This is a genomic window from Micromonospora sp. DT48 (genome assembly GCF_049844495.1).
Classification (GTDB): domain Bacteria; phylum Actinomycetota; class Actinomycetes; order Mycobacteriales; family Micromonosporaceae; genus Micromonospora.
In genome coordinates this window covers 373,368-397,443 of the sequence record NZ_JBNCLE010000005.1, presented here as the reverse complement: position 1 = coordinate 397,443, position 24,076 = coordinate 373,368, and the positions used below count along the sequence as shown (strand labels likewise).

Genomic DNA, 24,076 nt, shown 5'->3' with positions numbered 1-24,076 from the left:
GGAAGCGGGGGCGGCTACCGGCTGCCCAGGTCGGGCGAGTAGAAATGCGGACGAGCCGTTCAGCGCCGACGGAGGGACCTGCGTGGCCACGACCCGACTACCCAGTGCCGGATTCTCGATCACGATCCGCATCGCCGTGCCCGCCGATGCCTCCTCGATCGGGCGACTCACCACCTCGGTGGGCGAGTCCGGGGCGATCGTCACCGCGCTGGACGTGGTCGACTCCGATCCGACGAACGTGATCGTCGACCTGACCTGCGACACGGCCGATGCCGGTCACGCCGACCAGGTGGTCGCCGCGCTCCGTACGCTCGACGGCGTCGACGTGCGCAAGGTGTCCGACCGGACGTTCCTGCTACACCTCGGCGGCAAGATCGAGGTGAGTCCGAAGGTCGCCCTGCGGAACCGGGACGAGCTGTCCCGCGCGTACACCCCGGGGGTGGCCCGGGTCTGCCAGGCGATCGCCGAGAACCCCGCCGACGCCCGGCGGCTGACCATAAAGCGCAACACGGTCGCGGTGGTCAGTGACGGGTCGGCCGTGCTGGGGCTGGGCAACCTCGGTCCCGCCGCGTCGCTGCCGGTGATGGAGGGCAAGGCGGCACTGTTCAAGCGCTTCGGCGGGGTGGACGCCTGGCCGGTGGTGCTCGACACGCAGGACGCCGACGAGATCGTCGCCATCGTCAAGGCCATCGCGCCCGCGTACGGCGGGATCAACCTGGAGGACATCGCCGCACCGCGTTGCTTCGAGATCGAGGCCCGGTTGCGGGAGGCGCTGGACATCCCGGTCTTCCACGACGATCAGCACGGCACCGCCATCTGCGTGCTGGCCGCGTTGACCAACGCGCTGCGCGTGGTGGGCAAGCAACTCGCGGACGTGCGGGTCGTGGTCTCCGGAGCCGGCGCGGCGGGCACGGCGATCATGAAGCTGCTGCTGCGTCAGGGCGTCGGTGACATCATCGCGTACGACCGGCAGGGCGCCCTGCACCGTGGCCAGGCCGACCTCAACCCGGCATGGCAGTGGCTGGCCGAGAACACCAACCGGGACGGCTACTCGGGTGACCTGCCCGGTGCGCTGGCCGACGCCGACGTCTTCATCGGGGTGAGCGCCCCGAACCTGCTCACCGGCGACGACATCGCCACCATGGCGAAGGACGCGATCGTGTTCGCGCTGGCGAACCCGGATCCGGAGGTCGATCCGAGGGAGGCCCGCCGGCACGCCGCAGTCGTCGCCACCGGCCGCTCCGACCAGCCGAACCAGATCAACAACGTGCTCGCCTTCCCCGGCGTCTTCCGCGGCATGCTCGACGCGCACGCCGAGGAGTTCACCGAGGAGATGGCGATCGCCGCCGCCCAGGCCATCGCGGACGTGGTGGGCGAGGAAAAGATCAACCCGACGGTCATCGTGCCGAGCGTCTTCGACTCCCGGGTGGCTCCGGCGGTCGCCGCCGCCGTACGCGCCGCCGCCCAGAACCCGGCCGCCACCCCGCCGCCCGCCGCCGACCCGGGGCCGGCCGACCTGCCGGAGATCGCCGCCTCCGCCTCCGCCACTCCCTGACCGGCTGACCCCGGGGCGCACCCGCGCCCGGGGTCGATCAGGGACGCCGGGTCGGAAGGATGAGCTGGCCGGTCGCCACCAGCAGGGCCGGGCCGGAGAGCCAGCAGGAGTCGTTGGTGACGGTCACGGTGAGGCGACCTCCGGGAACGTCGACGGCCACCGTGCCGGTCTCCCGGTCGGCGTCACGCAGCGCCACCGCTGCGACGGCGCAGGCTCCGGTGCCGCAGGACAGCGTTTCGGCGGAGCCCCGCTCGTAGACCCGCATCAGCACGTGCGCGTCGACCCCGGCCGTCGGCGCGCCCCCGGCGGTGAACTCGACGTTCGCCCCGCTGGGGAAGACCGCCGGGTCGACCTCGGGGGCCCGGGTCAGGTCCAGCCCGGCCAGGTCCAGCCCGGCGGGTACCGGGCAGACCAGGTGGGGGTTGCCGACGTCCACCGCCGTGCCCGGCAGGGTCAGCCCGCCCAGGGCGGCGGCGGAGGCCGCGTACAGCCGGGGGCGGCGCATCTCGACGGCGATGTCGTCGCCCTCGATCCTGGCCCGCACCAGCCCCGCCCGGGTGGCCACCGGCAGGGCGTCGCCGACAGCCGGTGCGACCAGCCCGGTCTCCACCAGGTAGCGGACGAAGACCCGGGCGCCGTTGCCGCACATCTCGGCGAAGGAGCCGTCGGAGTTCCAGTAGTCCATGAACCACTCGGCCTCGCCGGCCAGGTCGGCGCCGTCGGGGTGCTTCGCGGCGCGGACCACCCGCAGCACGCCGTCTCCGCCGAGGCCCCGTCGCCGGTCACAGATCGCCGCCACCAACTCGGGTGTCAGATCGAGCACGCCGTCCGGGTCCGGCAGGATCACGAAGTCGTTGCCGGTGCCGTGCCCCTTGGTGAACTCCACGCCCCCATCATCGCGCAGTCTCGTCGAGGATCCGCACGGCCTCCCGGACCAGCCGTGGGTCGGCCGAGTCGAGCCAGTGCACCCGCGCGTCCCGCCGGAACCAGGAGCGCTGGCGGCGGACGAAGCGCCGGGTGGCGCGGATCGTCTCGTCGTGTGCCTCGGTCTCGGTCAGCTCGCCGCGCAGGAAACGCAGCACCTGCTGGTAGCCGAGCGCCCGACTCGCGGTACGCCCCCGCGCCAGGCCGCGCTCGACCAGTTCCCGGGTCTCCTCGACCAGCCCGTCGGCCCACATCCGGTCCACCCGGACCGCGATCCGCTCGTCGAGCAGGGCGGTGTCCAGGTCCACCCCGATCTGCACCGCCGGGTAGTAGGGCGTGGGCTCCGGCAGCGCCGCGGTGAACGGCTTACCGGTCAGCTCGATCACTTCCAGCGCGCGGACGATGCGACGACCGTTGCCCGGCAGGATGCCGGCCGCCGCAGCCGGATCGGCCGCGCGCAGTCGCGCGTACAGCGGTGCCGGCCCGAGCGCGGCCAGCTCATCTTCCAGGCGTTGGCGCAGCGCGGGGTCGGTGCCGGGGAACTCGAACTGTTCCAGCACCGCCCGCACGTAGAGCCCGGACCCACCGACCAGCAGCGGTACCCGGCCCCGGGCGAAAATGTCGTCGACCGCCTCCCGGGCCAGTCGCTGGTACTCCGCGACGCTGGCCGGCTCGGTGACCTCCCAGATGTCGAGCAGGTGATGCGGCACGCCGTCGCGTTCGGCCACGGTGAGCTTCGCCGTACCGATGTCCATGCCCCGGTAGAGCTGCATCGAGTCGGCGTTGACCACCTCGCCGTCGAGCGCGTGGGCGAGCGCGATGCTCAGGGCGGACTTGCCCGCCGCCGTCGGCCCGACCACCGCGACCACGACGCCCGGGGCGATCACGCCCGCTCCCAGTTCGCCACGAGGTAGCCAACCCCGTAGGGCGCGGCGTGGTAACGCAGCTCACCGCGCCAGCCGCCGCCCGCCGCCCGCGCCGCGCCGGCTAGCACCTGCCACGGGGCCCGACCCGCGACCCTGAGCTGCGCCGACAGACCGGGGTCCAGGCTGAGCAGGGCGTCGAGGTCCGCGTCGGCCAGGGCCCGAGCGACCCCCTCGTCGTACGCGTCGGCACGCGGGTCGGCGTAGCCGGGCGCCTTCTCGCCCCGGCAGGCCGAGCCGTCCCCCATCACCAGCAGCGCCCACGGCTGGTGCGAATCGAGCCGGGCACCGAGGTCGGCGCAGGTCTCGACCGGCTCGTCCGCTGCGACCGTGGTCATCCGCCAGTGCACTCCGCCGGTCCTGGCCGTCGGTTGCCGGGCGAGCAGCCAGGCGCCGACCAACAGGCTGAGCGGGAGGTGGTCGGTACCCACGGACGGGTCGGGGTGCTCACCGAGGCGCACCTCCAGCGGTACCCCCCACGGGGCGAGGCTGCCCCGGAACGGGTAGTCGAGGTCGGCGCTGTGGTCGTCGGCACCGATCACCAGCACGCTCGTCGCCGCCGAGTCGAGCAGCCGGGCGACCGCGACGTCACAGGCGGCACGCAGGTCGTCCAGCTCGGACGCGGCGGCACCGGCGACCTCGGGGACGAGCAGCGGCGGGTGGGGGCAGACAGCGGCGGCGACCAGTGGCACCAGGCAACCGTAGCGGCCCCGTGTCACCCGCGTGCCGTCCGCCACCGGTGGCGGACGGCACGCGTACGTTGGTCGTTCGGACGAAAGCGGCACGCCGGTTGGATGGCGCAGACCGGCCCTAGGACACCGTATGGTCACGGTCGGCGATAGGCGCTCGACGCGGACCGGGGCGCACCTGTGACAATGCCCGGAGAAACTTGGCTGCGCCGTGGCGGCACCCGGGAGACTGCTCCCCGGTGCCGGGAGAACGAGGATGGGCACATGAGCGACTGGACTGCCTTCGGACGGGTGGACGCGGACGGCACCGTTTACGTCAAGACCGCCGAGGGCGAGCGGGTGGTCGGATCCTGGCAGGCGGGAGCACCGGAGGAGGGGCTGGCACACTTCGCACGCCGCTTCGCCGACGTGGTGACCGAGGTAGACCTGACCGAGGCACGGCTCAACTCCGGCGCGGCGGACGCCAACCATTCGCTCGCCACCATCCGACGGATCCGTGCCTCCCTCGCCGACGCCCACGTCGTCGGCGACATCGACGCGCTGGCGGCCCGGCTGGACAAGCTCGCCACCGTCGCCGAGGAGAAGGCCGGCGAGGCCCGCGCGGCCAAGGAGGCCGCCCGGGTCGAGGCACTCGCCCGCAAGACCGCGCTGGTCGAGGAGGCCGAGAAACTGGCGGCGGAGTCGACCGGCTGGAAGACCGCCGGGGATCGACTCAAGGAGATCCTCGAAGAGTGGAAGACCATTCGGGGCGTCGACAAGAAGACCGACGGCGAGCTGTGGAAGCGGTTCGCCGCCGCGCGGGACGGCTTCACCCGCCGCCGGGGTGCCCACTTCGCCTCCCTGGACGCGCAGCGCAAGCAGGCGCAGACGATCAAGGAGGAGTTGGTCGCCGAGGCCGAGAAGGTCGCCGAGTCGACCGACTGGGCGACGACGGCGAACCAGCTCAAGAACCTGATGACCCAGTGGAAGGCCGCGCCGCGCGCGTCGAAGGAGGCCGAGCAGCGGCTCTGGGAACGGTTCCGCGCCGCCCAGGACAGCTTCTTCAGCCGGCGCAGCGAGGTCTTCTCCGCTCGCGACAACGAGCAGCGCGCCAACCTGGAGCGCAAGCAGGCGCTGCTCGCCGAGGCCGAGGCGCTCGACGTCGACGGTGACCCGAAGGGCGCCCAGGCGAAGCTGCGGGAGATCCAGGCGCAGTGGCACGAGGCCGGTCGGGTGCCACGCGAGGCCGCCGCCGGGCTGGAGCGCCGGTTGCGGGCGGTCGACGAGAAGGTCCGCGAGGTGATGGATTCGGCCTGGCGGCGCACCAGCCGGGAGGACAACCCGCTGCTGGCCCAGATGCGGGCGCAGGTCGCGGAGGCCGAGGAGCGGCTGGCCCGGGCGCAGGCCGCCGGGGACGCCCGGCGGATCAAGGAGGCCGAGCAGGCGCTCGCCACGAAGCGCCAGTTCCTCCAGTTGGCCGAGCAGGCTGGCTGAGCTGTCTGATCGATGCCCCCGGACTCCCGTGAGGGAGTTCGGGGGCATCACCCTTTTCGCAGGTCGTGGCGATGTTAACGTATGACATTTACATCGACGTCGATCTGTGATTAATTGGGAAAGCGCTTGCCCTCACCAGGCGAGGCACGGGAGCCATTCCGACCAGTTCACCCAACGGCAGGGCGCATCCTGCGACCGCCACGGCATCGCTGCCGCCGGGCACGGCAGCTTCACCGCCGCGGCGCACCCCCTGCTGACCACACCAGATGACGCATCCGGGGTCCGCCACGACCGCGCCACCCGGCGGTCGCCGTGGCCGCCCACGTCACGGACCGGTCCGGGCCGGCCCCACGATGCGTCGCTCCGCCACCGATCCGTCCCATTACCGACGATGAGGAGAACGACCGTGCTTGCAGACGTCAAGCCGCGCCTGACCCGACGGTTGGCGGTGTTGGCCGCGACCGCCGTCGCGCTGCCCGCCGCCGCAGTCGCGGTGACCGTCGCCCCGGCCGCTGCGGCGACCGTCGACACCGGCGCCTACTACGTGTTCGTCAACCGTCACAGTGGCAAGGCCATGGACCTCTGGAACTGGTCCACCAACGACGGCGGCGAGATCCGGCAGTTCAACCGGACCGACGCCAACAACCAGCAGTTCCAGTTCGTCGACGTGGGCAGCGGCTACTACCAGCTGCGCAACCGGCACTCCGGCAAGGTCGTGACGGTGCCCAACTCGAACGACGGGGTGCAGGTCACCCAGGTCACCGCGAGCAGCGACACCAAGCAGCACTGGCGGCTCGCCGACTCCGCCAACGGCGACGTCCGGTTCGTCAACCGGCACAGCAACAAGGCGCTCGACCTGTGGGAGTGGTCCACCGCCGACGGTGCGATGATCTCGCAGTACGCCGACCTGGACGGCGCCAACCAGCGGTGGCAGTTGATCCGGCTGGGTGGCGGCAGCACTCCCCCGCCGAATCCGGGCCCGCAGACCGGTCTGGTCGGCTGGGCCACCCAGAACGGCGGCACCACCGGCGGCGGTAACGCCGGCACCACCACGGTCACCAACGCCTCGGCCCTGACCAGCGCGCTCAACTCCTCCAGCGCGGCGGTGATCCGGGTCTCCGGGACCATCAACTGCTCGGGAATGCTGCGGGTGCGCTCCAACAAGACGATCCTCGGCAACTCCGGTGCCACGATCGTCGGCTGCGGCTTCACCATCAACGGTGACCGCAACGTCATCATCCGGAACCTGACCTTCCGGAACTGGAGCGACGACGCGATCAACGTGGAGCAGTCGGCCACCAACATCTGGATCGACCACAACACCTTCACCGCCGGCTACGACGGCGCGGTCGACATCAAGCGCGGTTCGGACTTCATCACCGTGTCGTGGAACCGGGTCTACGGCCACGACAAGTCGATGCTGCTCGGACACAGCGACAGCAACGCCAGCCAGGACGTCGGCCGGCTGCGGGTGTCGTACCACCACAACTGGTTCGACGGCAGCAACCAGCGCCACCCCCGGGTCCGCTTCGGCAACCCGGTGCACGTCTACAACAACTACTACAGCAACGTGCGCGGCTACGGCGTGGCGTCCACGATGAACGCCGGGGTGCTGGTCGAGGGCAACTACTTCGAGAACACGCCCGACCCGTACCACCTGGGCGAGGGCAGCTCCGGCCCGGGTTCACTGGTGGCCCGCAACAACCACTTCGTCAACTCCGGCAGCGGGCAGACCGGCGGCAGCGTCGCCGGCATCCCCTACTCGTACACCCTGGACACCCCGAGCAACGTCAAATCGATCGTGACGGGCGGCGCGGGCGCCGGTCGGATCTCGGTCTGACCCCTACCGGTCGGGGCCCGGCGACGGGCCCCGACCGGGCAGACGCGGGCGCGCCACCGACACTCAGTGGGTGGCCGCGCAGCCCGTCGTGGGCGCGGGCGCGGCAGCCGGCGCGCCGATCGTCGGCAGCCCCAACAACACCCCGGGGGTACGCGGTGAACGACCCGCCTCGGCCGCGTCACCGGCCCGGGTCCGACGGTGTGACAACGGCGCGCCGTCGGCGTTGAGGTGGTGCGGCGCGGCATAGGTGATCGTGGTGTGCACGATGTCGCCGGGACGGATCGTCCCGGCGGCCCCCGGCTCGCCGGCACCACCGGTGGCGAAGTGCACCAGACGGCCGTCCCGGGCCCGACCCGACATCCGGCCGGTCCGTTCGTCCTTGCGGCCCTCGCCGACGGCGACCAACACCTCGACGGTCTCCCCGACCAGCTTCTTGTTCTCCGCCCAGCTGATCTCCTCGACGCAGGCGACCAGCCGCTCGTAGCGCTCCTGCACGACCTGCTTGGGCAGCTGGCCGTCCATGGTCGCGGCGGGTGTGCCGGGGCGCTTGGAGTACTGGAAGGTGAACGCGGAGGAGAACCGTGCCTCGCGGACCACATCCAGGGTGCGCTCGAAGTCCGCCTCGGTCTCGCCGGGGAAGCCGACGATGATGTCGGTGGTGATCGCCGCGTCCGGCATGGCGGCCCGGACCTTCTCGATGATCCCCAGATACCGGTCCGAGCGGTACGACCGGCGCATCGCGCGCAGCACGTCGTCGGAGCCGGACTGCAACGGCATGTGCAGCGAGGGGCAGACGTTCGGCGTCTCGGCCATCGCCGCGATCACGTCGTCGGTGAAGTCCTTCGGGTGCGGGCTGGTGAACCGGACGCGCTCCAGCCCGTCGATCTCACCACAGGCGCGCAGCAGCTTGCCGAAGGCGTAACGGTCACCGAACTCGACGCCGTAGGAGTTGACGTTCTGCCCGAGCAGGGTCACCTCCAGCACGCCCTCGTCGACGAGCGCGCGGACCTCGCTGAGGATGTCGCCGGGCCGGCGGTCCTTCTCCTTGCCGCGCAGCGACGGCACGATGCAGAAGGTGCAGGTGTTGTTGCAGCCCACCGAGATCGACACCCAGCCCGCGTACGTCGACTCCCGCCGGGTGGGCAGGGTCGACGGGAAGACGTCGAGGGATTCGAGGATCTCCACCTCGGCCGCGGCGTTGTGCCGGGCACGCTCCAGCAGCACCGGCAGCGAGCCGATGTTGTGCGTGCCGAAGACCACGTCCACCCAGGGCGCACGGCGCACGATGTCGCCGCGGTCCTTCTGGGCGAGGCAACCGCCGACGGCGATCTGCATCCCCGGGTGCCGGTTCTTGACCGGACGCAGGTGACCGAGATTGCCGTAGAGTCGGTTGTCCGCGTTCTCGCGGACCGCGCAGGTGTTGAACACCACCACGTCGGGGGTGTCGTCGGCCTCACCGGCGCGGACGTACCCCGCCTGCTCCAACAGGCCGGAAATGCGCTCGGAGTCGTGCACGTTCATCTGGCAGCCGTAGGTGCGCACCTGGTAGGTGCGCGGGCCGCCCGCCGCTGCGGTAGTCATGACGTGCACAGCGTAGCCGGGTCCGAGGAATCCGACGGAACGAGGAGAAGCCATGTGCCGCAGCATCAAGACCCTGCGCGAGCCGTACACCCCTGAGGTCACCGACGCGGACGTGCGGGCCGCCGCGTTGCAGTACGTCCGCAAGATCTCCGGGTTCCGGGCACCGGCGGCGCACAACGCCGAGGCGTTCGACGCCGCGGTGAACGCGGTGGCCGCCGCCACCCGCACCCTGCTCGACGATCTGGTCGTGCGCAGCGCACGCCAGGCGTGAAGGAAGGGCACCTTGTTAACGCCTGCGGTAGAGGAAGGGTCCCCTGTTAACGTCCGGTCCCTTGCGCGCGTTAATAAGGTGCCCTTTCTATGCGCCAGGCGTTAATAAGGTGCCCTTCCTTACACCTCAGGCGGCGGCTAGGGCGGGGTTGACCGAGTCGGGGGCCCAGCGGGAGCGGTGACACCGCGACCAGCCCCGGCAGCGCGGGTCGGCCTCGGTGCACAGCCGCCGGTCGCTGAGCACCTCGCCGTCGTCGGTCTCCCGCACGTCGAAGTGGACCGGGCGGATGCTGCCGTCGGGCGCGACCAGCAGGTGCCGGGTGTCGTCGAGCGTGTCGTCACGCAGTAGGCAGTTTCGACCGAGCAGTCGGGCCAGCGCCGCGATGCTGGGCAGTTCGGGCAGCTCGTCCGGTACGCCGTAGCAGTCCACGATCGTGGCGAACTCCCCCGGCGCCTGCCAGACGTCGCAGACCACCGCGTACGTCGGTAGCCGGAGTGGATCCGCCACCGCCAGCGGCATCACCACCCGACCGAGCGCGTCGGCCAACGCCGGGTAGACCTCCACGGGTCGTACCTGGTCGATTCTCCAGTTCCACAGCTCGGTCATGCCGTCTCCTCGCTGTGCTCGTCCCCACCGGCCTCCGGATCGGGCCTTACCGACGATGGTGCGGGGCATTTGCCCCCAGGCGTGGGCAAGTTACCGGTCTGTGACCATTCTGGCCCAAATTTCCCCGAGCATCATCGCTCGGAGTAGCGGGAAGATGACAGTTTATCGGGTATGGTGCGCGTTCCCACACACCGGCACGCGGCCTCACGTCTCGGGCTCACATCCGGAAGGACGCCGAGCTAGCGCAGAACGATCCGGCGCTCGCCACCCGGCCGCAGCTCACCGATCACCGGGGCACCCGGGATCTCACCCGCCACCAGCAGCCCGCCGGAGGTCTGCGCGTCGGCCAGCAGCAGCCGCTCCTCCTCGGTGGTTGTGCCGGCATCGACCCACGGGGTCACCCACTCCAGATTGCGGCGGGAACCACCGCTGACGAACCCGTCACGGACCGCCTCGCGGGCACCGGCCAGGTACGGCACCCGGGCGGTGTCGATCACCACGGTCACCCGGCTCGCCCGGGCCAGCTTCGCGGCATGGCCGAGTAGACCGAAGCCGGTCACATCGGTGCCGCAGCGCACACCGGCCGCCACCGCCGCGCGCGCGGCGTCCCGGTTCAGGGTGGTCATCGTCGCCACCGCCTCCGGAAAGCTCTCCCCGGTGCTCTTGTGGCGGGTGTTGAGCACGCCGACGCCGAGCGGCTTGGTCAGCGACAGCGGCAGCCCGGCCCGCCCGGCGTCCAGGGTGATCAACTCCTCCGGCCGGACCAACCCGGTCACCGCCAGGCCGTACTTCGGGCCGTCGTCGTCGACGCTGTGCCCGCCGGCCAGGTGGCAACCGGCCGCGCGGGCCACGTCCAGGCCGCCACGCAGCACCTCCCGGGCCAGTTCCAGCGGGAGCACGTCCCGTGGCCAGCAGAGCAGGTTGAGCGCGACCAGCGGGTCGCCGCCCATCGCGTACACGTCGGACAGGGCGTTGGTGGCGGCGATCCGGCCCCAGTCGTACGCGTCGTCGACCACCGGTGTGAAGAAGTCGGCGGTGGTGACCACGCCGCTGCGCTCGTCCAGCCGGACCACCGCGGCGTCGTCGCCGTGGTCGAGCCCGACCAACAGTTCGGCGGTGCCGGCGGCGGGTCCGAGACCGGCGACCATCGCCTCCAGCTCACCTGGCGGGATCTTGCAGGCGCAGCCGCCGCCACGGGCGTACCGGGTCAGCCGAACGGGCTCCGTCATCCCACCATGATCTATGTCACGGGGGCCGGAGTGCCAGCCGCACGGGTCAAAATCGGACGTCCGAGTCGGATCGTCGATGGTGTTACCGCTCCGTGACCATCTAGGTTGTGTTCCGCCACGTCACCCCGCCTACAGTGGCCGCTACCGGGGGTCGACCGACTCCCGACAGCGACGAGGAGGACAGACGACGTGGCGACGGGCGAACCGCTCATCGTGCTGGACTCGGTCAACAAATGGTTCGGGCCGTTGCACGTTCTCGACGACGTCTCGCTGTCGGTGGGACGGGGCGAGGTGGTCGTGGTGATCGGCCCGTCCGGCTCCGGCAAGTCGACGCTGTGCCGCACCATCAACCGGCTGGAGCCGATCAATTCCGGCACCATCACCTTCGACGGTCAGGCGCTGCCGGCCGAGGGCAAGGCCCTGGCCAAGCTGCGCAGCGAGGTCGGCATGGTGTTCCAGTCGTTCAACCTCTTCGCGCACAAGACGATCCTGGAGAACGTCACCCTCGGCCCGGTCAAGGTCCGCAAGGAGAAGCCGGCGGTGGCCCGTGAGCGGGGCCTGGCCCTGCTCGACCGGGTCGGCATCGCCAACCAGGCCGACAAGTACCCAGCCCAGCTCTCCGGCGGCCAGCAGCAGCGCGCCGCGATCGCCCGAGCGCTGGCCATGCAGCCCAAGGCGATGCTCTTCGACGAGCCGACCAGCGCGCTGGACCCGGAGATGGTCGGCGAGGTGCTGGACGTGATGACCTCCCTCGCCCGCGACGGCATGACCATGGTCGTGGTCACCCACGAGATGGGGTTCGCGCGGCACGCGGCCAACCGGGTCATCTTCATGGCCGACGGACAACTGGTCGAGGACGCACCTCCGACCGAGTTCTTCGCCAATCCACGCAGCGAGCGGGCCCGGGACTTCCTCTCCAAAATCCTCACCCACTAGCGATTGACGAGGGAGCACGCCGTACCGTGGCGCGCTCCGACGAAGAAGGAGATGAGTATGCGTATTTCGCGCATTGCGGCGCTCGCGGCAGCCGCAACCCTCGCGCTCGGCGTGACCGCCTGTGGCGGGGACGACGCTGGGGACGACACCGGCTCGGGCGACAAGTCCTTCCCCGCCGGCAGCACCATGGAGCGGCTGAACAAGGCGCAGGCCATCAAGGTCGGCACGAAGTTCGACCAGCCCGGTTTCGGCCAGAAGGGCCTCTCCGACAGCCCTGAGGGCTTTGACGTCGAGGTCGCGAAGATCATCGTCAAGGAACTCGGCATCCCCGAGAGCAAGATCGAGTGGGTGGAGACCCCCTCGAAGGTCCGCGAGGACGTGATCGTCAACGGCACCGTCGACATGGTCGTGGCCACCTACACGATCAACGACGCGCGCAAGGAGCGCATCGCCTTCGCCGGCCCGTACTACGAGGCCGGGCAGAACATCATGGTGAAGAAGGGCGACACCAGCATCACCGGACCGGAGTCGTTCCAGGACGGTGCCAAGAAGGTCTGCTCCGTCACCGGCTCCACCCCGGCCGAGGAGATCAAGAAGTACGTCAAGGACGTCGGCTCCCAGCTGGTGCTCTTCGACACCTACGACAAGTGCCGCGACGCCCTCAAGGGCGGCCAGGTCGACGCCGTCACCACGGACAACGTGATCCTGCTCGGCTACATCGCCAAGGACGAGGAGTCGTTCCAGCTCGCCGGTGACAACTTCACCAAGGAGCCGTACGGCATCGGCGTCAAGAAGGACGACACCGCCTTCCGCGACTTCATCAACGACACGCTGGAGAAGGCGTACGCCGACGGCAGCTGGAAGAAGGCCTGGGACGACACCGCCGGTAAGTTCGGTGCCGAACTGGGCGAGGCACCGGCCGTCAACCGCTACTGATTTACGGATCTGGAGGGTGGGGAGGAAGTCCGACCCGTGGATGTGCTCATCGACAAGTTCGACGTTTTCGCGGGCGGGTTCTGGCTCACCCTCCAGATCTGCCTCCTCGCCGCGATCGGCGCCCTGATCCTGGGTGCCGTCGTGGCGGTACTGAGGATCTCGCCGGTACCGCCGCTGCGCGCCGTCGGCACCGGCTACGTCAACATCTTCCGGAACCTGCCACTGACCGTGGTGATGTTCTTCGCCGCGTTCGGCCTGCCGGCGCTCGGCTCCAACGCGGACTTCCTCCGCATCCCCGGCCTTGACCTGATCTTCAGCCGGCTCGGCACCGATCTGCCGTACTTCCGGTTCGCGCTGATCGCCCTGGTCCTCTACACCGCCGCCTTCGTCTGTGAGGCGCTGCGTTCGGGAGTGAACGCCGTCCCCGCCGGACAGGCGGAGGCCGCCCGTTCACTCGGGCTCACGTTCGGCCAGAACCTGCGCTACGTGGTGTTGCCACAATCCTGGAAGGCATCCGTGGTGCCGCTGGGTTCCGTGATCATCGCGATGATCAAGAACTCCGCGCTGGTCGGCTTCTTCGGCGTGGTGGGTGACCTCTCCCAGACCGCCGACCAGCTCACCTCGGCCGAGGGTCATGCCTTCGTACCCGTCGCCATCGGCATCTCGATCGGATATCTGATCATGACAGTGCCGCTCGGCGCCCTGCTGGACCACATCGAGAAGCGACAGGCGGTGGCCCGATGAACCAGCAGAGCAGCGTTCTCTACGACGTACCCGGGCCCCGCCAACGCCGGATCACGCTGATCAGCAGCATCGCGGCCACGTTCGTCCTGATCGCCGGCGCGTACTTCCTGGTCTACCGCCCGCTCGAGGAAAAGGGCCAGTTCTCGATGGACCTGTGGGGTCCGCTGGTCGACCCCTCGAACGAGTACTTCTCCCAGGTGTGGGACCGCATCGGTTACGGGTTCAAAAACACCCTGATCGCAGCGGCACTGGCCATTCTCTCCTCGCTCGTGGTCGGCACCCTGCTGGCCGTGCTGAGGATCCAGCTCAAGCACCTCGGCCGCCGCCGGTTCACCGGTCTGGCCGCCCCGATGTCGTACCTGGCACGTGGGCTCACCACCGTGCTCTCCGCGATCACCCGGATCTGCGTCGAGGTGTTCCGAGGGCTGCCGGTCGTCATCACGATCTTCTTCGTGGCTCGCGGCTTCCCCGAGTTCGGCATCTCCTTCGAAACGCTGTGGTACCTGGTCATCGGCCTCACCATCTACAACTCCGTGGTGATCGCCGAGATCCTCCGCTCCGGCATGGAGGGCCTGCCCAACGGGCAGGCCGAGGCCGCCGCCGCGATCGGTCTCTCGCCGTTGCAGACCACCCGCCTGATCCTGCTGCCCCAGGCGTTCCGGATCATGCTGCCGGCCCTGATCAGCCAACTCGTGGTGGTCCTCAAGGACACCTCGCTGGGCTTCATCATCAGCTACGAGGAGACCCTGAACATCGGTAAGCAGATCATCGGTGTGCTGGACAACCCGATCCAGGTCTACATCGTCATCGGTCTGATGTTCATCCTGGTCAACTACTCGCTGTCGAAGCTGGCCCAGTACGTCCAGCACCGGCTCTCCCGCGGCCGCAAGACCGCCGGGACGCCCGCCCAGAACCCACCGCCGGCCACGCTCACGGCGCAGGCCGAGGGCACCGGCGGTATCTGAGCCACCAGAGGTGACAAGAAGGCCGGCCCGGTGACTTCCGGGCCGGCCTTCTGTTTGCCTCAGCGGGCGATCTCGGTGACCCGGGACTCGCGGACCACGGTCACCCGGATCTGACCGGGGTAGGTCAGCTCCTCCTCGATCTGCTTGGCCACGTCCCGGGCCAGCACCGCCGCGCCGATGTCGTCGACGTCGTCGGGCTTGACCATCACTCGGATCTCCCGGCCCGCCTGCATCGCGAAGACCTTCTCCACCCCGAGCTTCCCGGCGGCGATCTCCTCGATCCGCTCCAGCCGCTTGACGTACGCCTCCAGGCTCTCCCGCCGGGCACCGGGCCGCCCGCCCGAGCAGGCGTCGGACGCCTGGGTCAGCACCGCCTCCACGGTCTGCGGCGGCACCTCGTTGTGGTGCGCCTCGATTGCGTGGACCACGTCCTCGCTCTCGCCGTACTTGCGGGCCACGTCCGCGCCGATGATGGCGTGACTGCCCTCCACCTCGTGGGTGAGCGCCTTGCCGATGTCGTGCAGGAACGCCGACCGCTTAATCAACGGCACGTCCAGCCGCAGCTCGGCGGCCATCACCCCGGCAATGTGCGCGGTCTCCACCAGGTGCTTGAGCACGTTCTGCCCGTACGACGTGCGGTAGCGCAACCGGCCCAGCAGGGTCACCAGCTCCGGATGGATCTCGGTGATGCCGACCTCCACCAGGGCGTCCTCGGCGGCCCGGTGGCAGAGCTGGTCCACCTCCTGGCGGGCCAGTTCGTGCACCTCCTCGATGCGGTGCGGATGGATCCGGCCGTCCAGCACCAGCTTCTCCAGCGTCAACCGGCCCACCTCCCGGCGTACCGGGTCGAAGCAGGACAGCAGCACCGCCTCGGGAGTGTCGTCGATGATCAGGTTGACCCCGGTGACCGACTCGAAGGCCCGGATGTTCCGGCCCTCCCGGCCGATGATCCGCCCCTTCATCTCGTCGCCCGGCAGGTGCAGCACACTGACCACGCTCTCGGCGGTCTGCTCGCTGGCCACCCGCTGGATGGCGTCGACCACGATGTGCCGGGCCCGCTGCTCGGCGGTGGCCCTCGCGTCGGTCTCGATGTCCCGGACCAACAGCGCGGCCTCGCGCTTCGCCTGCCCCTCGATCGCCTCGATCAACTCGGCCCGCGCGGCATCGGCGGTCAGCTCGGCGATCCGTTCCAACTCGCGTCGCCGCTGGTTCTCCGCCTCGGCGAGTTCGGCCTCCCGCTCGGCGAGCGCCGCCTCACGAGCGGCCAGGGCGGCAGTGGCCGCCGTCAGCTGGCGTTCCCGTTCCGCCAGCCGCTCCACCTCCTCGGTGTGCAGCCGCTCCCGCTCGTCCATCCGGGTCGCCCGCCGCTCGACCTCGGCGGCCTGTTCCCGGGTGGTCGCGGCGAGCACCGCCACCTCCCGCTCGCCGCTGCGCCGGGCTGCGGTGCGCAACTGCTCGGCATCCGCCTCCGCCTGCTTGTGCGCCCGTTCGAGTACCGTGTCCGCCTCGGCGCGGGCGGCGTCGAGCACCCGTCGGGCCTCCGCCCGAGCCGCCTTCGCCTCCGCCTTGGCCGCCGCTGCCTCGGCACGGGCCGCCGCCGCGGCGGACTTCGCCACGTCGATGGTGCTGTTGGCCTCGTCGGCGGCGGTACGCAGCGCGGCCAGCGACTGCTCCTGCCGATCCTTCTCCGCGACGTACGCGGGATCCTCCGGTGCCGGGCGCGCCATCAACCCGCGCACCATCCGCATCCCGACCAGGACCGCGCCGAGCACCACGAGGGTCAGCACCAGCACGGCGCCGAGGAGCACGACGTCGAAGGTGCTCATCGGCCCGCTCCGCCCGACCCGACACCGACCACGGTGGCCTCGCCCCGCCCCGGACCGATTCCGGTGGCGGCCGGCGACACCGGACCGACCCCCGTGGTGGCCGGTGACATCGGAGCGTGTCCCGGCGGCCCCGAACTCTGCTCGCCGTCGTCGGTGGCCCCGGACCCCACCGGGCCGGGGGTGCCGCTCATGCCGGCACTCCGTTCCGCGCGCCGCTACCGGGCAGCACCGAACGGAGCCTCAAGGTCGGCTCGCTCCGCTCGCTCATGCCGGAACTCCGGTGAACCTGTGCCGCCTCGCCATGGCGCGCCTCCCCTGAACCGTCGCGCCGCAACAGCCTGCCGGGGTGGGCATGCTCCTGCGACTCTGGACGCCCGACCGGAGCGCATGGCCGTGAGGTGGCTTCCTCCGCCGACGTCCATGACGGTCGTCGGCGGGCCGGGTGCAGTGTCACGCGAGCCCGGACCGGCCTGTCCGGGCTGACGTACGTGGCCGTTGGTACCGGCCAAAGTGATGCTGTTCTGTTACGGGATCTATGTTGTGCGCTTAGCCTGCGCTGGGTCGGGCAATGTGAGCCTTTATGGCGAGGCTAGGTCCCAACCGGCCTCCGGTCAAGAACGGATGATCAAACCACCCGGACGGAGGGAAGTTGAATCGTCACCCTCCGCCGATGAACACTCGGACGCCTGAGGGCAAAAAAGACGAATCTCCAGTGCCGATGTCACTCATCCGGGCTGGTCATGTCGACGCGGAGCGCACCAGGAGCGTACGCGGTCAGCGGTCGACTTCACCTTCGGCATCGGCGAGGGCGTCGGCGTCGATCTGCTCGGCGAACTCGGCCGCCTCGGCGCTCTGCGCAGCGATCGCGTCCTTCACTGCCCGGATGGCCACACCGGCGGGGTAGCCCTTTCGGGCCAGCATCCCGACCAGCCGCCGGAACACCGCGTCCGGCTCACCTCGGGCGGTACGCAGCTTTCGCTCCACCAGGGCACGGGCGGTCTCCGCCTCGGTGGCCTCGTCCAACTCGCTTAGGGCCGCACTGGCCGTCTCGCCGTCCACGCCGCGCTGGCGCAGCTCGTTGGCCAGCGCCCGACGGGCCAGCCCACGGCCGATGTGCCGGCTACTGACCCAGGCTCGGGCGAACGCGGCGTCGTCGATGATGCCGACCTCGTCGTAACGGTCGAGGACCTGGTTGGCGGTCTCCTCGGAGATGCCCCGCCGAGCCAACGCGGCGGTCAGCTCGGCACGCGTACGCGGGCGCACCGCGAGCTGTCGCAGGCAGATCTCCCGAGCGACCTCGGCCTCGTCGCGGGGCGCGGCTGCCGCCTCGTCACGCGCCGAACCGCGAGCCCTTCGAGTGGCACCGGCTCCGCCTCGGGAGACGCCAGGTGCCGGAACGCCCGAAGCCGACGCCTCCTGCGGATCGGTCGACGCGGGGTCACCCGGATCGGTGGCGCTCCCGACCGCGCGGCGGCCCCGCCGGGGACGCGGTGTGGCATCGCCCGCACGGGGCGGGCTGGCATCCCAGCCTCGCCCCGTGCGGGCACGTCGTCCTGCCACAGGTCAGGATCAGAAGTCGACCGGCGGCAGCTCCGGGCCGCCGGCGGCATCGCCCGCGCCGACCCCGACGCCGAGCTTCTCCAAGATCTTCTTCTCGATTTCGGCGGCCACGTCCGGGTTCTCCCGGAGGAACTCGCGGGCCTTCTCCTTGCCCTGACCCAGCTGGTCGCCCTCGTAGGTGTACCAGGCACCGGACTTGCGAATGATCGACTGCTCGACGCCGACGTCGATCAGCGAGCCCTCGCGGGAGATGCCCTTGCCGTACATGATGTCGAACTCGGCCTGCTTGAACGGGGCCGCGACCTTGTTCTTCACGACCTTGACCCGGGTCCGGTTACCGACCACGTCGGTGCCGTCCTTGAGGCTCTCGATGCGGCGCACGTCGAGCCGGACCGAGGCGTAGAACTTCAACGCCCGGCCACCGGTGGTGGTCTCGGGGCTGTTGTGCACCATGACGCCGTCGACGAAGTAGTTGTGGTTGCCCTCAACCTCGATGTCGAACCGGTTCATCGAGCGGGTCTTCGGCTTAACCCGGACATCGATGATCCGCGCAGGCACCGGCATCAGCTCCGCCGGGACGAACTGCGGCTCGACGGCACACAGGCCTCGGAAGCGCGGCAGCAACTTGGCCTCCATCGCCGCCGGCACGTAGGGAGCGACCAGCTCCTGGAACCTCGCCGACGACTCCGTGGTGAAGACGATCGACGCCGTCTGCCGGGCGCCTCGGGAGACCAGCTGCACGTCCATGCCGTACGCGTCACGCAGATGCTCCACCAAACGGTCGCGGCTGCCCTCCGCCATCGCCTCGACGCAGATCTCGATCCGGCCGGAGCTGCCGGCCGTACGCTCCTGCGGGCCCTCGGAGCGGGCGGTGAAGCAGCCATCGTCCATGTACCACACGGCGAGAGCGAACGGGGTCAACGCCTTGAGGTAATCCCAGCTGAGGTGCTTCTTGCCGTCGCCGAGGTAGACCGCGCGGCGCAACTCGTCGAGCTCCGGCAGCGGGGTGAAGTCGACGAACGCCGCGCCTCGTGCGTCGACCCGTCGGGTGTGGTCGATGTTGCCGAGCAGCGAGATCTTCCAGTCGAGGTAGTCGACCTGCTCTGCACCGTGGCCGAGACGGAAGATGACACCGGAGCGATCCTGACGGTTCGGCGACAGGGCACCGTCGCCCATCAGCGAGCCGAGCACGACCTGCCACTGCTGCTCGCTGAGGCGGCGAGCCTCGGCGAGCATCACCCGGTCACCGGCGATCAACTCGCCCGCTTCCCGCCAGCCGCCCGGAGTGCGCACCAGGTGGTTGGGGGTGGCGGCGAACTGCGCCCGCCCGTTGCCGCCCGACTTGGCGACGGTGAACTGGAGGAACTGCTCTGCCGGACCGTTGTTGAACCAGTTGGTGATCCGCTTCGGCTCCACCCGGTCGGTGACCGGGTTGTAGGAGAGGACCTCGACGTCCATCCGCTGGTTGACGATCTTGCCGATCTTCTCCTGCGTGCCGTCGGCCAGGGTGACCCTGGTCGAGTACGACATGCATCCGAACATCACGCCGATCTTCTCGCGGAGCTGGTTGATGAAGATCGCCGTGGTGCCGGTGTTGTTGAGCACACCGGTGATCTTCCGCAGCGCCTGGCTCATCAGCCGGGCCTGGAGGCCGACGTGGCTGTCGCCCATCTCACCCTCGATCTCGGCGCGCGGCACCAGCGCGGCGACCGAGTCGATCACGATGATGTCGATCGCGCCGGAGCGGACCAACATGTCCGCGATCTCCAACGCCTGCTCGCCGGTGTCCGGCTGGGAGACCAACAACGCGTCGGTGTCGACGCCGAGGGCCCTGGCGTACTCCGGATCGAGCGCGTGCTCGGCGTCGATGAAGGCGGCGATGCCACCGGCCCGCTGGGCGTTGGCCACCGCGTGCAGGGCGACCGTGGTCTTACCGCTGCTCTCCGGGCCGTACACCTCGACGACCCGACCACGGGGCAGACCGCCCACGCCGAGCGCCACGTCGAGCGCGATGGAGCCGGTCGGGATGACCGAGGTCTGGATGACCGGCCTCTCCCCCAGCCGCATCACCGAGCCCTTGCCGAACTGTTTGTCGATCTGAGCGAGAGCAAGGTCGAGCGCCTTCTCCCGGTCAGGTCCTGCCGCCATGGTTGCCACCCCTGCCTTCGCCGGCGTCTTTCCTGAGCTTCGCGTCACGCGGGACACGCTAGGCGCTAGGTCCGACAGAAAACCAGCCGACCGGCCGTGGCCTGTGGACGAGCACCCCGCTGTGGACAATAGCCGAACAGGTGTACGACTCGGCAAGAGACACGCGGAAGTAACGAATCGGCTGCTCAGCGTAGCCGGGCAGGCACGCGGTCGGGGTAGGCGGCGACCACGGCACGCCACACCACATGCGTCTCCACACCCGCCGCGAGGGCCTGCTCGATGGTCCGCCCACCGAGTTCCGACAACACCTGGTCACTGGCGATGCTGGTCGCGTACGCCGGCCCGAACGCCTCGGCCAGGCGCGCCCAGAAGTCGGTCAGCCGCACGTGATCAGTCCTCCCTGTCCGGTGCGCTCACCGGCACCGGACGCAACGCTAGCGCCAGCAGGGGCACCACCGCGACCGCGGCGAGCAGGGTCAGCACCGGATAGCCCGCCAGTTGCATGACAAACCCGCTCAGCGCCCCCGCCAGCGCCCCGGCCAACCCCATGAGCAGGTCGGACAGCCCTTGCGCGCTGGGGCGCACCTCGTCCGGCACCGACTCCGACAGCAGGGTGGAACCGGCCACCATGGTCGCCGACCAGCCGAGCCCGAGCAGGATGAGCCCGACGGTGAGCCGGGCAGTGTGGTGCCCGGCGGTGCCGGCGACCGCGCAGGCGGCCAGCAGTGTCCCGATCCCACCGAGGATGACCGGGCGGCGGCCGAACCGGTCGGCGAGCCAACCCACCACCGGCGCCAACGCGTACATGCCGGCGATGTGCAGGCTCAGCACCAGCCCGACCACCGGCAGCACCTCGTCGACGGAGTGGTACTCCCGCAGGTGCACCGGCGTCATCGCCATCACCGCCACCATCACCAGGTGGCCCACGGCCACGGCGGCGACGCCGAGCCGGGCGGGCGGTCTGGCGCGTACCACCGACCAGGCGGCACGCATGCCCCGGCCGCGCCGGGCCGTCGGAGTCGGCGTCGCGACCGGCTCGGCCGCCGCCGTGCCGGCCGGGGCGAGCGCCGACGCGGCCGGTGCCGGATCGGGCGTGACCGGTCCCGGCGCGGACTCACCGGCGCGGGCCGCCGCGAGTCGGCGCGCGGTGAGCAGCGGGTCCGGCCGCAACAACAGCAGCAGTACGCCGGCGGCGAGCACGAACGCGACGGCGCTGAACGCGAACGGGCCGGACAGCGCCGGCAGGCCCCAGCCCCGGGCGGTGCGGTCGGCGAGGGCGGCGAAGTTCGGGGCGGCCACCGCACCGAGCGTGGTGGCCCAGACGATCAGCGACAGCTGCCGCGCGCGGCGGTCCGGTTCGGCGAGGTCGACAGCGGTGTAACGGGCCTGGAGGTTGGCCGCCGAGCCGCCACCGAAGAGGAACATGCCGAGAAAGAGCAGCGGGACCGAGCGGGTCTGGGTGGCGAGCACGACCAACACGCCACCCAGCGCACCGACCGCGTACGCGACCGCCAGACCCGGCCGACGGCCGTTACCGTTGATGATCCGGGTCACCGGCACGGCGAGCAGGGCGGCACCGACCACGGCGGCGCTCTGCGCCAGACCGGCCACGGCGGTGCCGGCGATCTCGGCGGCGAGCAGGGCACCGACGGCGATGCCGATGGTCGACCCGATGCCACCGACGATCTGGGTGCTGAACAGCAACCGCAGGACACGCCGCTGGATCGGCGCGACATCCGCCGTCGGTGTGGTCAGGTCGGTGGTCACCAGGAGGCTCCTCGGTAAGGGGTGACCATCCTTTCGCACCCGACCGGCCATCGGCAGCCGGGTTTCGTCACAGCCCCAGTCCGCGACCGATGATCTCCTTCATGATCTCCGTGGTGCCGCCGTAGATGGTCTGCACCCGGCTGTCCAGCCAGGCCCGCGCCACCGGGTACTCCAGCATGAAGCCGTAACCGCCGTGCAACTGCACGCACCGGTCGGCGACCCGGTTCTGCAACTCGGTGGTCCACCACTTGGCCTTGGCCGCGTCGGTCACCGACAGCCGTCCCGCGTTGAACTCGGCGACGCAGTGGTTGACGAAGGTCCGCGCGATGGTGACCTCGGTGTCCAGCTCGGCGAGGAGGAAGCGGTTGTGCTGGAACTTCCCGATCGGGCGGCCGAACGCCTCCCGGGTACGCGCGTAGTCGAGGGTGAGCGCGAGCAGCCGTTCCGCGGCGGCGACCGCGGCGACCGCGATGCTGAGCCGTTCCCGGGGCAGGTTGGCCATCAGGTGGTAGAAGCCGTGGTTCTCGGTGCCGATGAGGTTGGTGGCCGGCACCCGGCAGTCGTCGAAGAAGAGTTCGGCGGTGTCGTTGGCCTTCAACCCGACCTTGGCCAGCCGGCGGCCCCGGGTGAAGCCGTCGGTGCCGGTCTCCACCGCGATCAGGCTCACCCCGTGGGCGCCCTCGTCGGCGGTACGGGCCACCACGATGACCAGGTCGGCCAGCTCACCGTTGGTGATGAACGTCTTCTGCCCGTTGAGCACGAAGCTGTCCCCGTCGCGCACGGCGGTGGTGCGTACGCCGGCCAGGTCGGAGCCGGCGCCGGGCTCACTCATCGCGATGGCGGTGACCAGGTCTCCGGAGCAGAACCCGGGCAGCCAGCGCTTGCGCTGCTCCTCGGTGGTCAACTCGGTGAGGTACGGCGCGACGACGTCGTTGTGCAGACCGAAGCCGAGCCCGGAGCAGCCCGCGTTGACGATCTCCTCGACGAGGACGGCGTTGAACCGGAAGTCCCGTTGCCCGCCACCGCCGTACTCCGGGTCGACGTCCATACCGAGCAGTCCGGCCGCACCGGCGGTACGCCACACCTCACGGTCGACGATGCCGTCGGCCTCCCAGCGGTCGTGGTGCGGCACGGCCTCTTGGGCGAGGAACCGTCGGCACAGGTCGCGGAACTCGTCGTGGTCGGACTCGTAGAGGTGCTGCTGCATGGCGGTAAGTGTGGCACCGCCGGGCGGAGGAGTCAGCGGGCGAGGGCGCGGGCCGCGACGGTGAGGTCGGCGACCAGTCCGTCGTACGCGATGTCCTGGTTGTCGGCGCGGAGCACGGCGGACGGGTGGATGGTGGCCAGCAGTCGGGCCGGTGGTGCGTCGGTGGTCTCCCCGGCGCTGTCCACCGGCACCCGCCGGAAGTCCTCCGGGTGTTGCGCGGCGGCGGGCCAGGGCAGCAGTTCGCCGCGCTGGCGGGTGACCCGGAACGTCGGGCCGAGCAGCGCCTTCGCGGCGGTCGCCCCGAGCACCACGATCACCTCCGGGTTCAGCTGGGCGAACTCGGCGACCAGCCAGGGTCGGCAGGCGGTGATGTGCACCTGGTCCGGCGTCTGGTGGATGCGCCGCCTGCCGCGCAGAAAATGACGGAAGTGCTTCACCGCGTTCGTGAGATAAATGTGTCCCGGGTCCAGTCCGGCGTCGTCGACCGCCTTGCGCAGCAGCCGACCGGCGGGACCGACGAAGGGCAACCCCTTCTGGTCCTCCATGTCGCCGGGCTGTTCCCCGACGAAGACCACCCGGGCACTGGCGTCACCCCGGCCGAAGACGGTCTGCGTGGCGTCCCGGTACAGCTCGCAACCCTGGCAGCCGGTGGCGGCGGCGCGCAGTTCGTCAAGGGTGTCGGTCTGCGGCGGGATGAACTGCTGGGCACCCGGTGCGGGCTCGGTCTCGGCCATGGCGACTGTTATATACCCGTTGGAAGCACGATGCCCGAGTAGGGCGCTGCCGCACGAGGTAGTCACCCGGCAGGAACAGCACCCTCAGCGTGGAAATACCCTCACGCTTCGTTTCGAGCAGGTTCGGACGGTTCTCGGCGAGCCACCGCGCCACGTCCTGCT

At 70.3% G+C, this 24,076-nt stretch carries 22 protein-coding genes and 2 pseudogenes; 8 read left to right on the top strand and 16 right to left on the bottom strand.

The annotated features are described in order from the left end of the window. The first annotated feature begins 82 nt into the window (after nucleotides 1-82). Nucleotides 83-1,555 (top strand): NAD-dependent malic enzyme, encoded by a 1,473-nt coding sequence (locus ACLQ2S_RS04860; protein WP_309222824.1) that lies wholly within the window; start codon nucleotides 83-85, stop codon nucleotides 1,553-1,555. A gap of 37 nt (nucleotides 1,556-1,592) precedes the next feature. Here the strand turns inward: ACLQ2S_RS04860 and dapF are convergent, their stop codons facing one another. From dapF to ACLQ2S_RS04845, 3 genes are read right to left on the bottom strand one after another with little or no spacing between them, the layout of a single operon-like run. Then, the gene (dapF, locus tag ACLQ2S_RS04855; protein WP_309222825.1) at nucleotides 1,593-2,441 is read right to left on the bottom strand and encodes a diaminopimelate epimerase; all 849 of its coding nucleotides are present in this window, start codon (nucleotides 2,439-2,441) and stop codon (nucleotides 1,593-1,595) included. A 7-nt stretch (nucleotides 2,442-2,448) separates the two neighbouring features. Then, a complete protein-coding gene (gene miaA / locus ACLQ2S_RS04850) occupies nucleotides 2,449-3,378 on the bottom strand; it encodes a tRNA (adenosine(37)-N6)-dimethylallyltransferase MiaA (RefSeq protein WP_155215577.1) in 930 nt (309 codons plus the stop codon). Next, nucleotides 3,363-4,094, bottom strand: coding sequence for a hypothetical protein (locus ACLQ2S_RS04845; protein WP_309222826.1), 732 nt, complete (start codon nucleotides 4,092-4,094; stop codon nucleotides 3,363-3,365). The genes miaA and ACLQ2S_RS04845 overlap by 16 nt, the downstream gene beginning before the upstream one ends. Nucleotides 4,095-4,355: 261 nt before the next feature. Here ACLQ2S_RS04845 and ACLQ2S_RS04840 point away from each other — a divergent pair, with 261 nt between their 5' ends. After that, the gene (locus ACLQ2S_RS04840; RefSeq protein ID WP_155215579.1) at nucleotides 4,356-5,564 is read left to right on the top strand and encodes a DUF349 domain-containing protein; all 1,209 of its coding nucleotides are present in this window, start codon (nucleotides 4,356-4,358) and stop codon (nucleotides 5,562-5,564) included. A 406-nt stretch (nucleotides 5,565-5,970) separates the two neighbouring features. Then, the gene (locus ACLQ2S_RS04835) at nucleotides 5,971-7,404 is read left to right on the top strand and encodes an RICIN domain-containing protein (RefSeq protein WP_309222827.1); all 1,434 of its coding nucleotides are present in this window, start codon (nucleotides 5,971-5,973) and stop codon (nucleotides 7,402-7,404) included. Between the two features lie 63 nt (nucleotides 7,405-7,467). Here ACLQ2S_RS04835 and miaB read toward each other — a convergent pair whose 3' ends face one another. After that, a complete protein-coding gene (gene miaB, locus ACLQ2S_RS04830; RefSeq protein ID WP_425701193.1) occupies nucleotides 7,468-8,985 on the bottom strand; it encodes a tRNA (N6-isopentenyl adenosine(37)-C2)-methylthiotransferase MiaB in 1,518 nt (505 codons plus the stop codon). Nucleotides 8,986-9,037: 52 nt separating this feature from the next. On the opposite strand from miaB, the gene ACLQ2S_RS04825 reads away from it, so the two are divergent. Continuing rightward, entirely contained in the window at nucleotides 9,038-9,256 is a 219-nt protein-coding gene (locus tag ACLQ2S_RS04825) for a DUF2277 domain-containing protein (RefSeq protein ID WP_155215585.1), read from the top strand. Nucleotides 9,257-9,382: 126 nt separating this feature from the next. Here the strand turns inward: ACLQ2S_RS04825 and ACLQ2S_RS04820 are convergent, their stop codons facing one another. Beyond that, nucleotides 9,383-9,862, bottom strand: a complete 480-nt coding sequence (locus ACLQ2S_RS04820) for a hypothetical protein (RefSeq protein ID WP_093410236.1) — start codon at nucleotides 9,860-9,862, stop codon at nucleotides 9,383-9,385. 239 nt (nucleotides 9,863-10,101) lie between these two features. Then, the gene (gene selD / locus ACLQ2S_RS04815) at nucleotides 10,102-11,091 is read right to left on the bottom strand and encodes a selenide, water dikinase SelD (protein WP_425701192.1); all 990 of its coding nucleotides are present in this window, start codon (nucleotides 11,089-11,091) and stop codon (nucleotides 10,102-10,104) included. Nucleotides 11,092-11,280: 189 nt separating this feature from the next. Here selD and ACLQ2S_RS04810 point away from each other — a divergent pair, with 189 nt between their 5' ends. The 4 genes from ACLQ2S_RS04810 to ACLQ2S_RS04795 are packed head-to-tail and all read left to right on the top strand — an operon-like array spanning nucleotide 11,281 to nucleotide 14,672. Then, entirely contained in the window at nucleotides 11,281-12,027 is a 747-nt protein-coding gene (locus ACLQ2S_RS04810) for an amino acid ABC transporter ATP-binding protein (protein WP_309222828.1), read from the top strand. 57 nt (nucleotides 12,028-12,084) lie between these two features. Continuing rightward, the gene (locus tag ACLQ2S_RS04805) at nucleotides 12,085-12,963 is read left to right on the top strand and encodes a glutamate ABC transporter substrate-binding protein (protein ID WP_155215589.1); all 879 of its coding nucleotides are present in this window, start codon (nucleotides 12,085-12,087) and stop codon (nucleotides 12,961-12,963) included. A 36-nt stretch (nucleotides 12,964-12,999) separates the two neighbouring features. After that, nucleotides 13,000-13,707: an amino acid ABC transporter permease gene (locus ACLQ2S_RS04800; protein WP_425701191.1), complete on the top strand. Its 708-nt coding sequence runs from the start codon at nucleotides 13,000-13,002 to the stop codon at nucleotides 13,705-13,707. Beyond that, nucleotides 13,704-14,672 carry an amino acid ABC transporter permease gene (locus ACLQ2S_RS04795; protein ID WP_155215592.1) on the top strand — a complete coding sequence of 323 codons (969 nt, stop codon included), beginning with the start codon at nucleotides 13,704-13,706 and terminating at the stop codon, nucleotides 14,670-14,672. Before ACLQ2S_RS04800 ends, ACLQ2S_RS04795 begins: the two co-directional genes overlap by 4 nt. A gap of 59 nt (nucleotides 14,673-14,731) precedes the next feature. Here the strand turns inward: ACLQ2S_RS04795 and rny are convergent, their stop codons facing one another. From rny to ACLQ2S_RS04745, 10 genes and pseudogenes are all read right to left on the bottom strand, one after another. Continuing rightward, complete coding sequence (gene rny, locus ACLQ2S_RS04790) at nucleotides 14,732-16,498, bottom strand: ribonuclease Y (protein WP_425701190.1); 1,767 nt, start codon at nucleotides 16,496-16,498, stop codon at nucleotides 14,732-14,734. Next, nucleotides 16,495-16,689, bottom strand: coding sequence for a hypothetical protein (locus ACLQ2S_RS04785; protein WP_155215596.1), 195 nt, complete (start codon nucleotides 16,687-16,689; stop codon nucleotides 16,495-16,497). Before ACLQ2S_RS04785 ends, rny begins: the two co-directional genes overlap by 4 nt. Before the next feature lie 583 nt (nucleotides 16,690-17,272). Beyond that, complete coding sequence (locus ACLQ2S_RS04780) at nucleotides 17,273-18,058, bottom strand: regulatory protein RecX (RefSeq protein WP_425701189.1); 786 nt, start codon at nucleotides 18,056-18,058, stop codon at nucleotides 17,273-17,275. 9 nt (nucleotides 18,059-18,067) lie between these two features. Further along, nucleotides 18,068-18,568, bottom strand: coding sequence for a hypothetical protein (locus ACLQ2S_RS04775; protein WP_275410384.1), 501 nt, complete (start codon nucleotides 18,566-18,568; stop codon nucleotides 18,068-18,070). Between the two features lie 171 nt (nucleotides 18,569-18,739). Beyond that, a pseudogene (locus ACLQ2S_RS04770) lies at nucleotides 18,740-19,351 on the bottom strand (intein-containing recombinase RecA); the annotation flags it as partial. Nucleotides 19,352-19,354: 3 nt separating this feature from the next. After that, nucleotides 19,355-20,206: pseudogene (recA, locus tag ACLQ2S_RS04765) on the bottom strand (recombinase RecA); the annotation flags it as partial. Nucleotides 20,207-20,391: 185 nt separating this feature from the next. Then, the gene (locus ACLQ2S_RS04760; protein ID WP_309222831.1) at nucleotides 20,392-20,592 is read right to left on the bottom strand and encodes a DUF3046 domain-containing protein; all 201 of its coding nucleotides are present in this window, start codon (nucleotides 20,590-20,592) and stop codon (nucleotides 20,392-20,394) included. 4 nt (nucleotides 20,593-20,596) lie between these two features. Next, nucleotides 20,597-21,973 carry an MFS transporter gene (locus ACLQ2S_RS04755; protein WP_375335304.1) on the bottom strand — a complete coding sequence of 459 codons (1,377 nt, stop codon included), beginning with the start codon at nucleotides 21,971-21,973 and terminating at the stop codon, nucleotides 20,597-20,599. Nucleotides 21,974-22,040: 67 nt separating this feature from the next. After that, complete coding sequence (locus ACLQ2S_RS04750; protein ID WP_425701188.1) at nucleotides 22,041-23,180, bottom strand: acyl-CoA dehydrogenase family protein; 1,140 nt, start codon at nucleotides 23,178-23,180, stop codon at nucleotides 22,041-22,043. Nucleotides 23,181-23,212: 32 nt separating this feature from the next. Continuing rightward, nucleotides 23,213-23,914: a UdgX family uracil-DNA binding protein gene (locus ACLQ2S_RS04745; protein WP_155215604.1), complete on the bottom strand. Its 702-nt coding sequence runs from the start codon at nucleotides 23,912-23,914 to the stop codon at nucleotides 23,213-23,215. Between the last annotated feature and the right edge of the window lie 162 nt (nucleotides 23,915-24,076).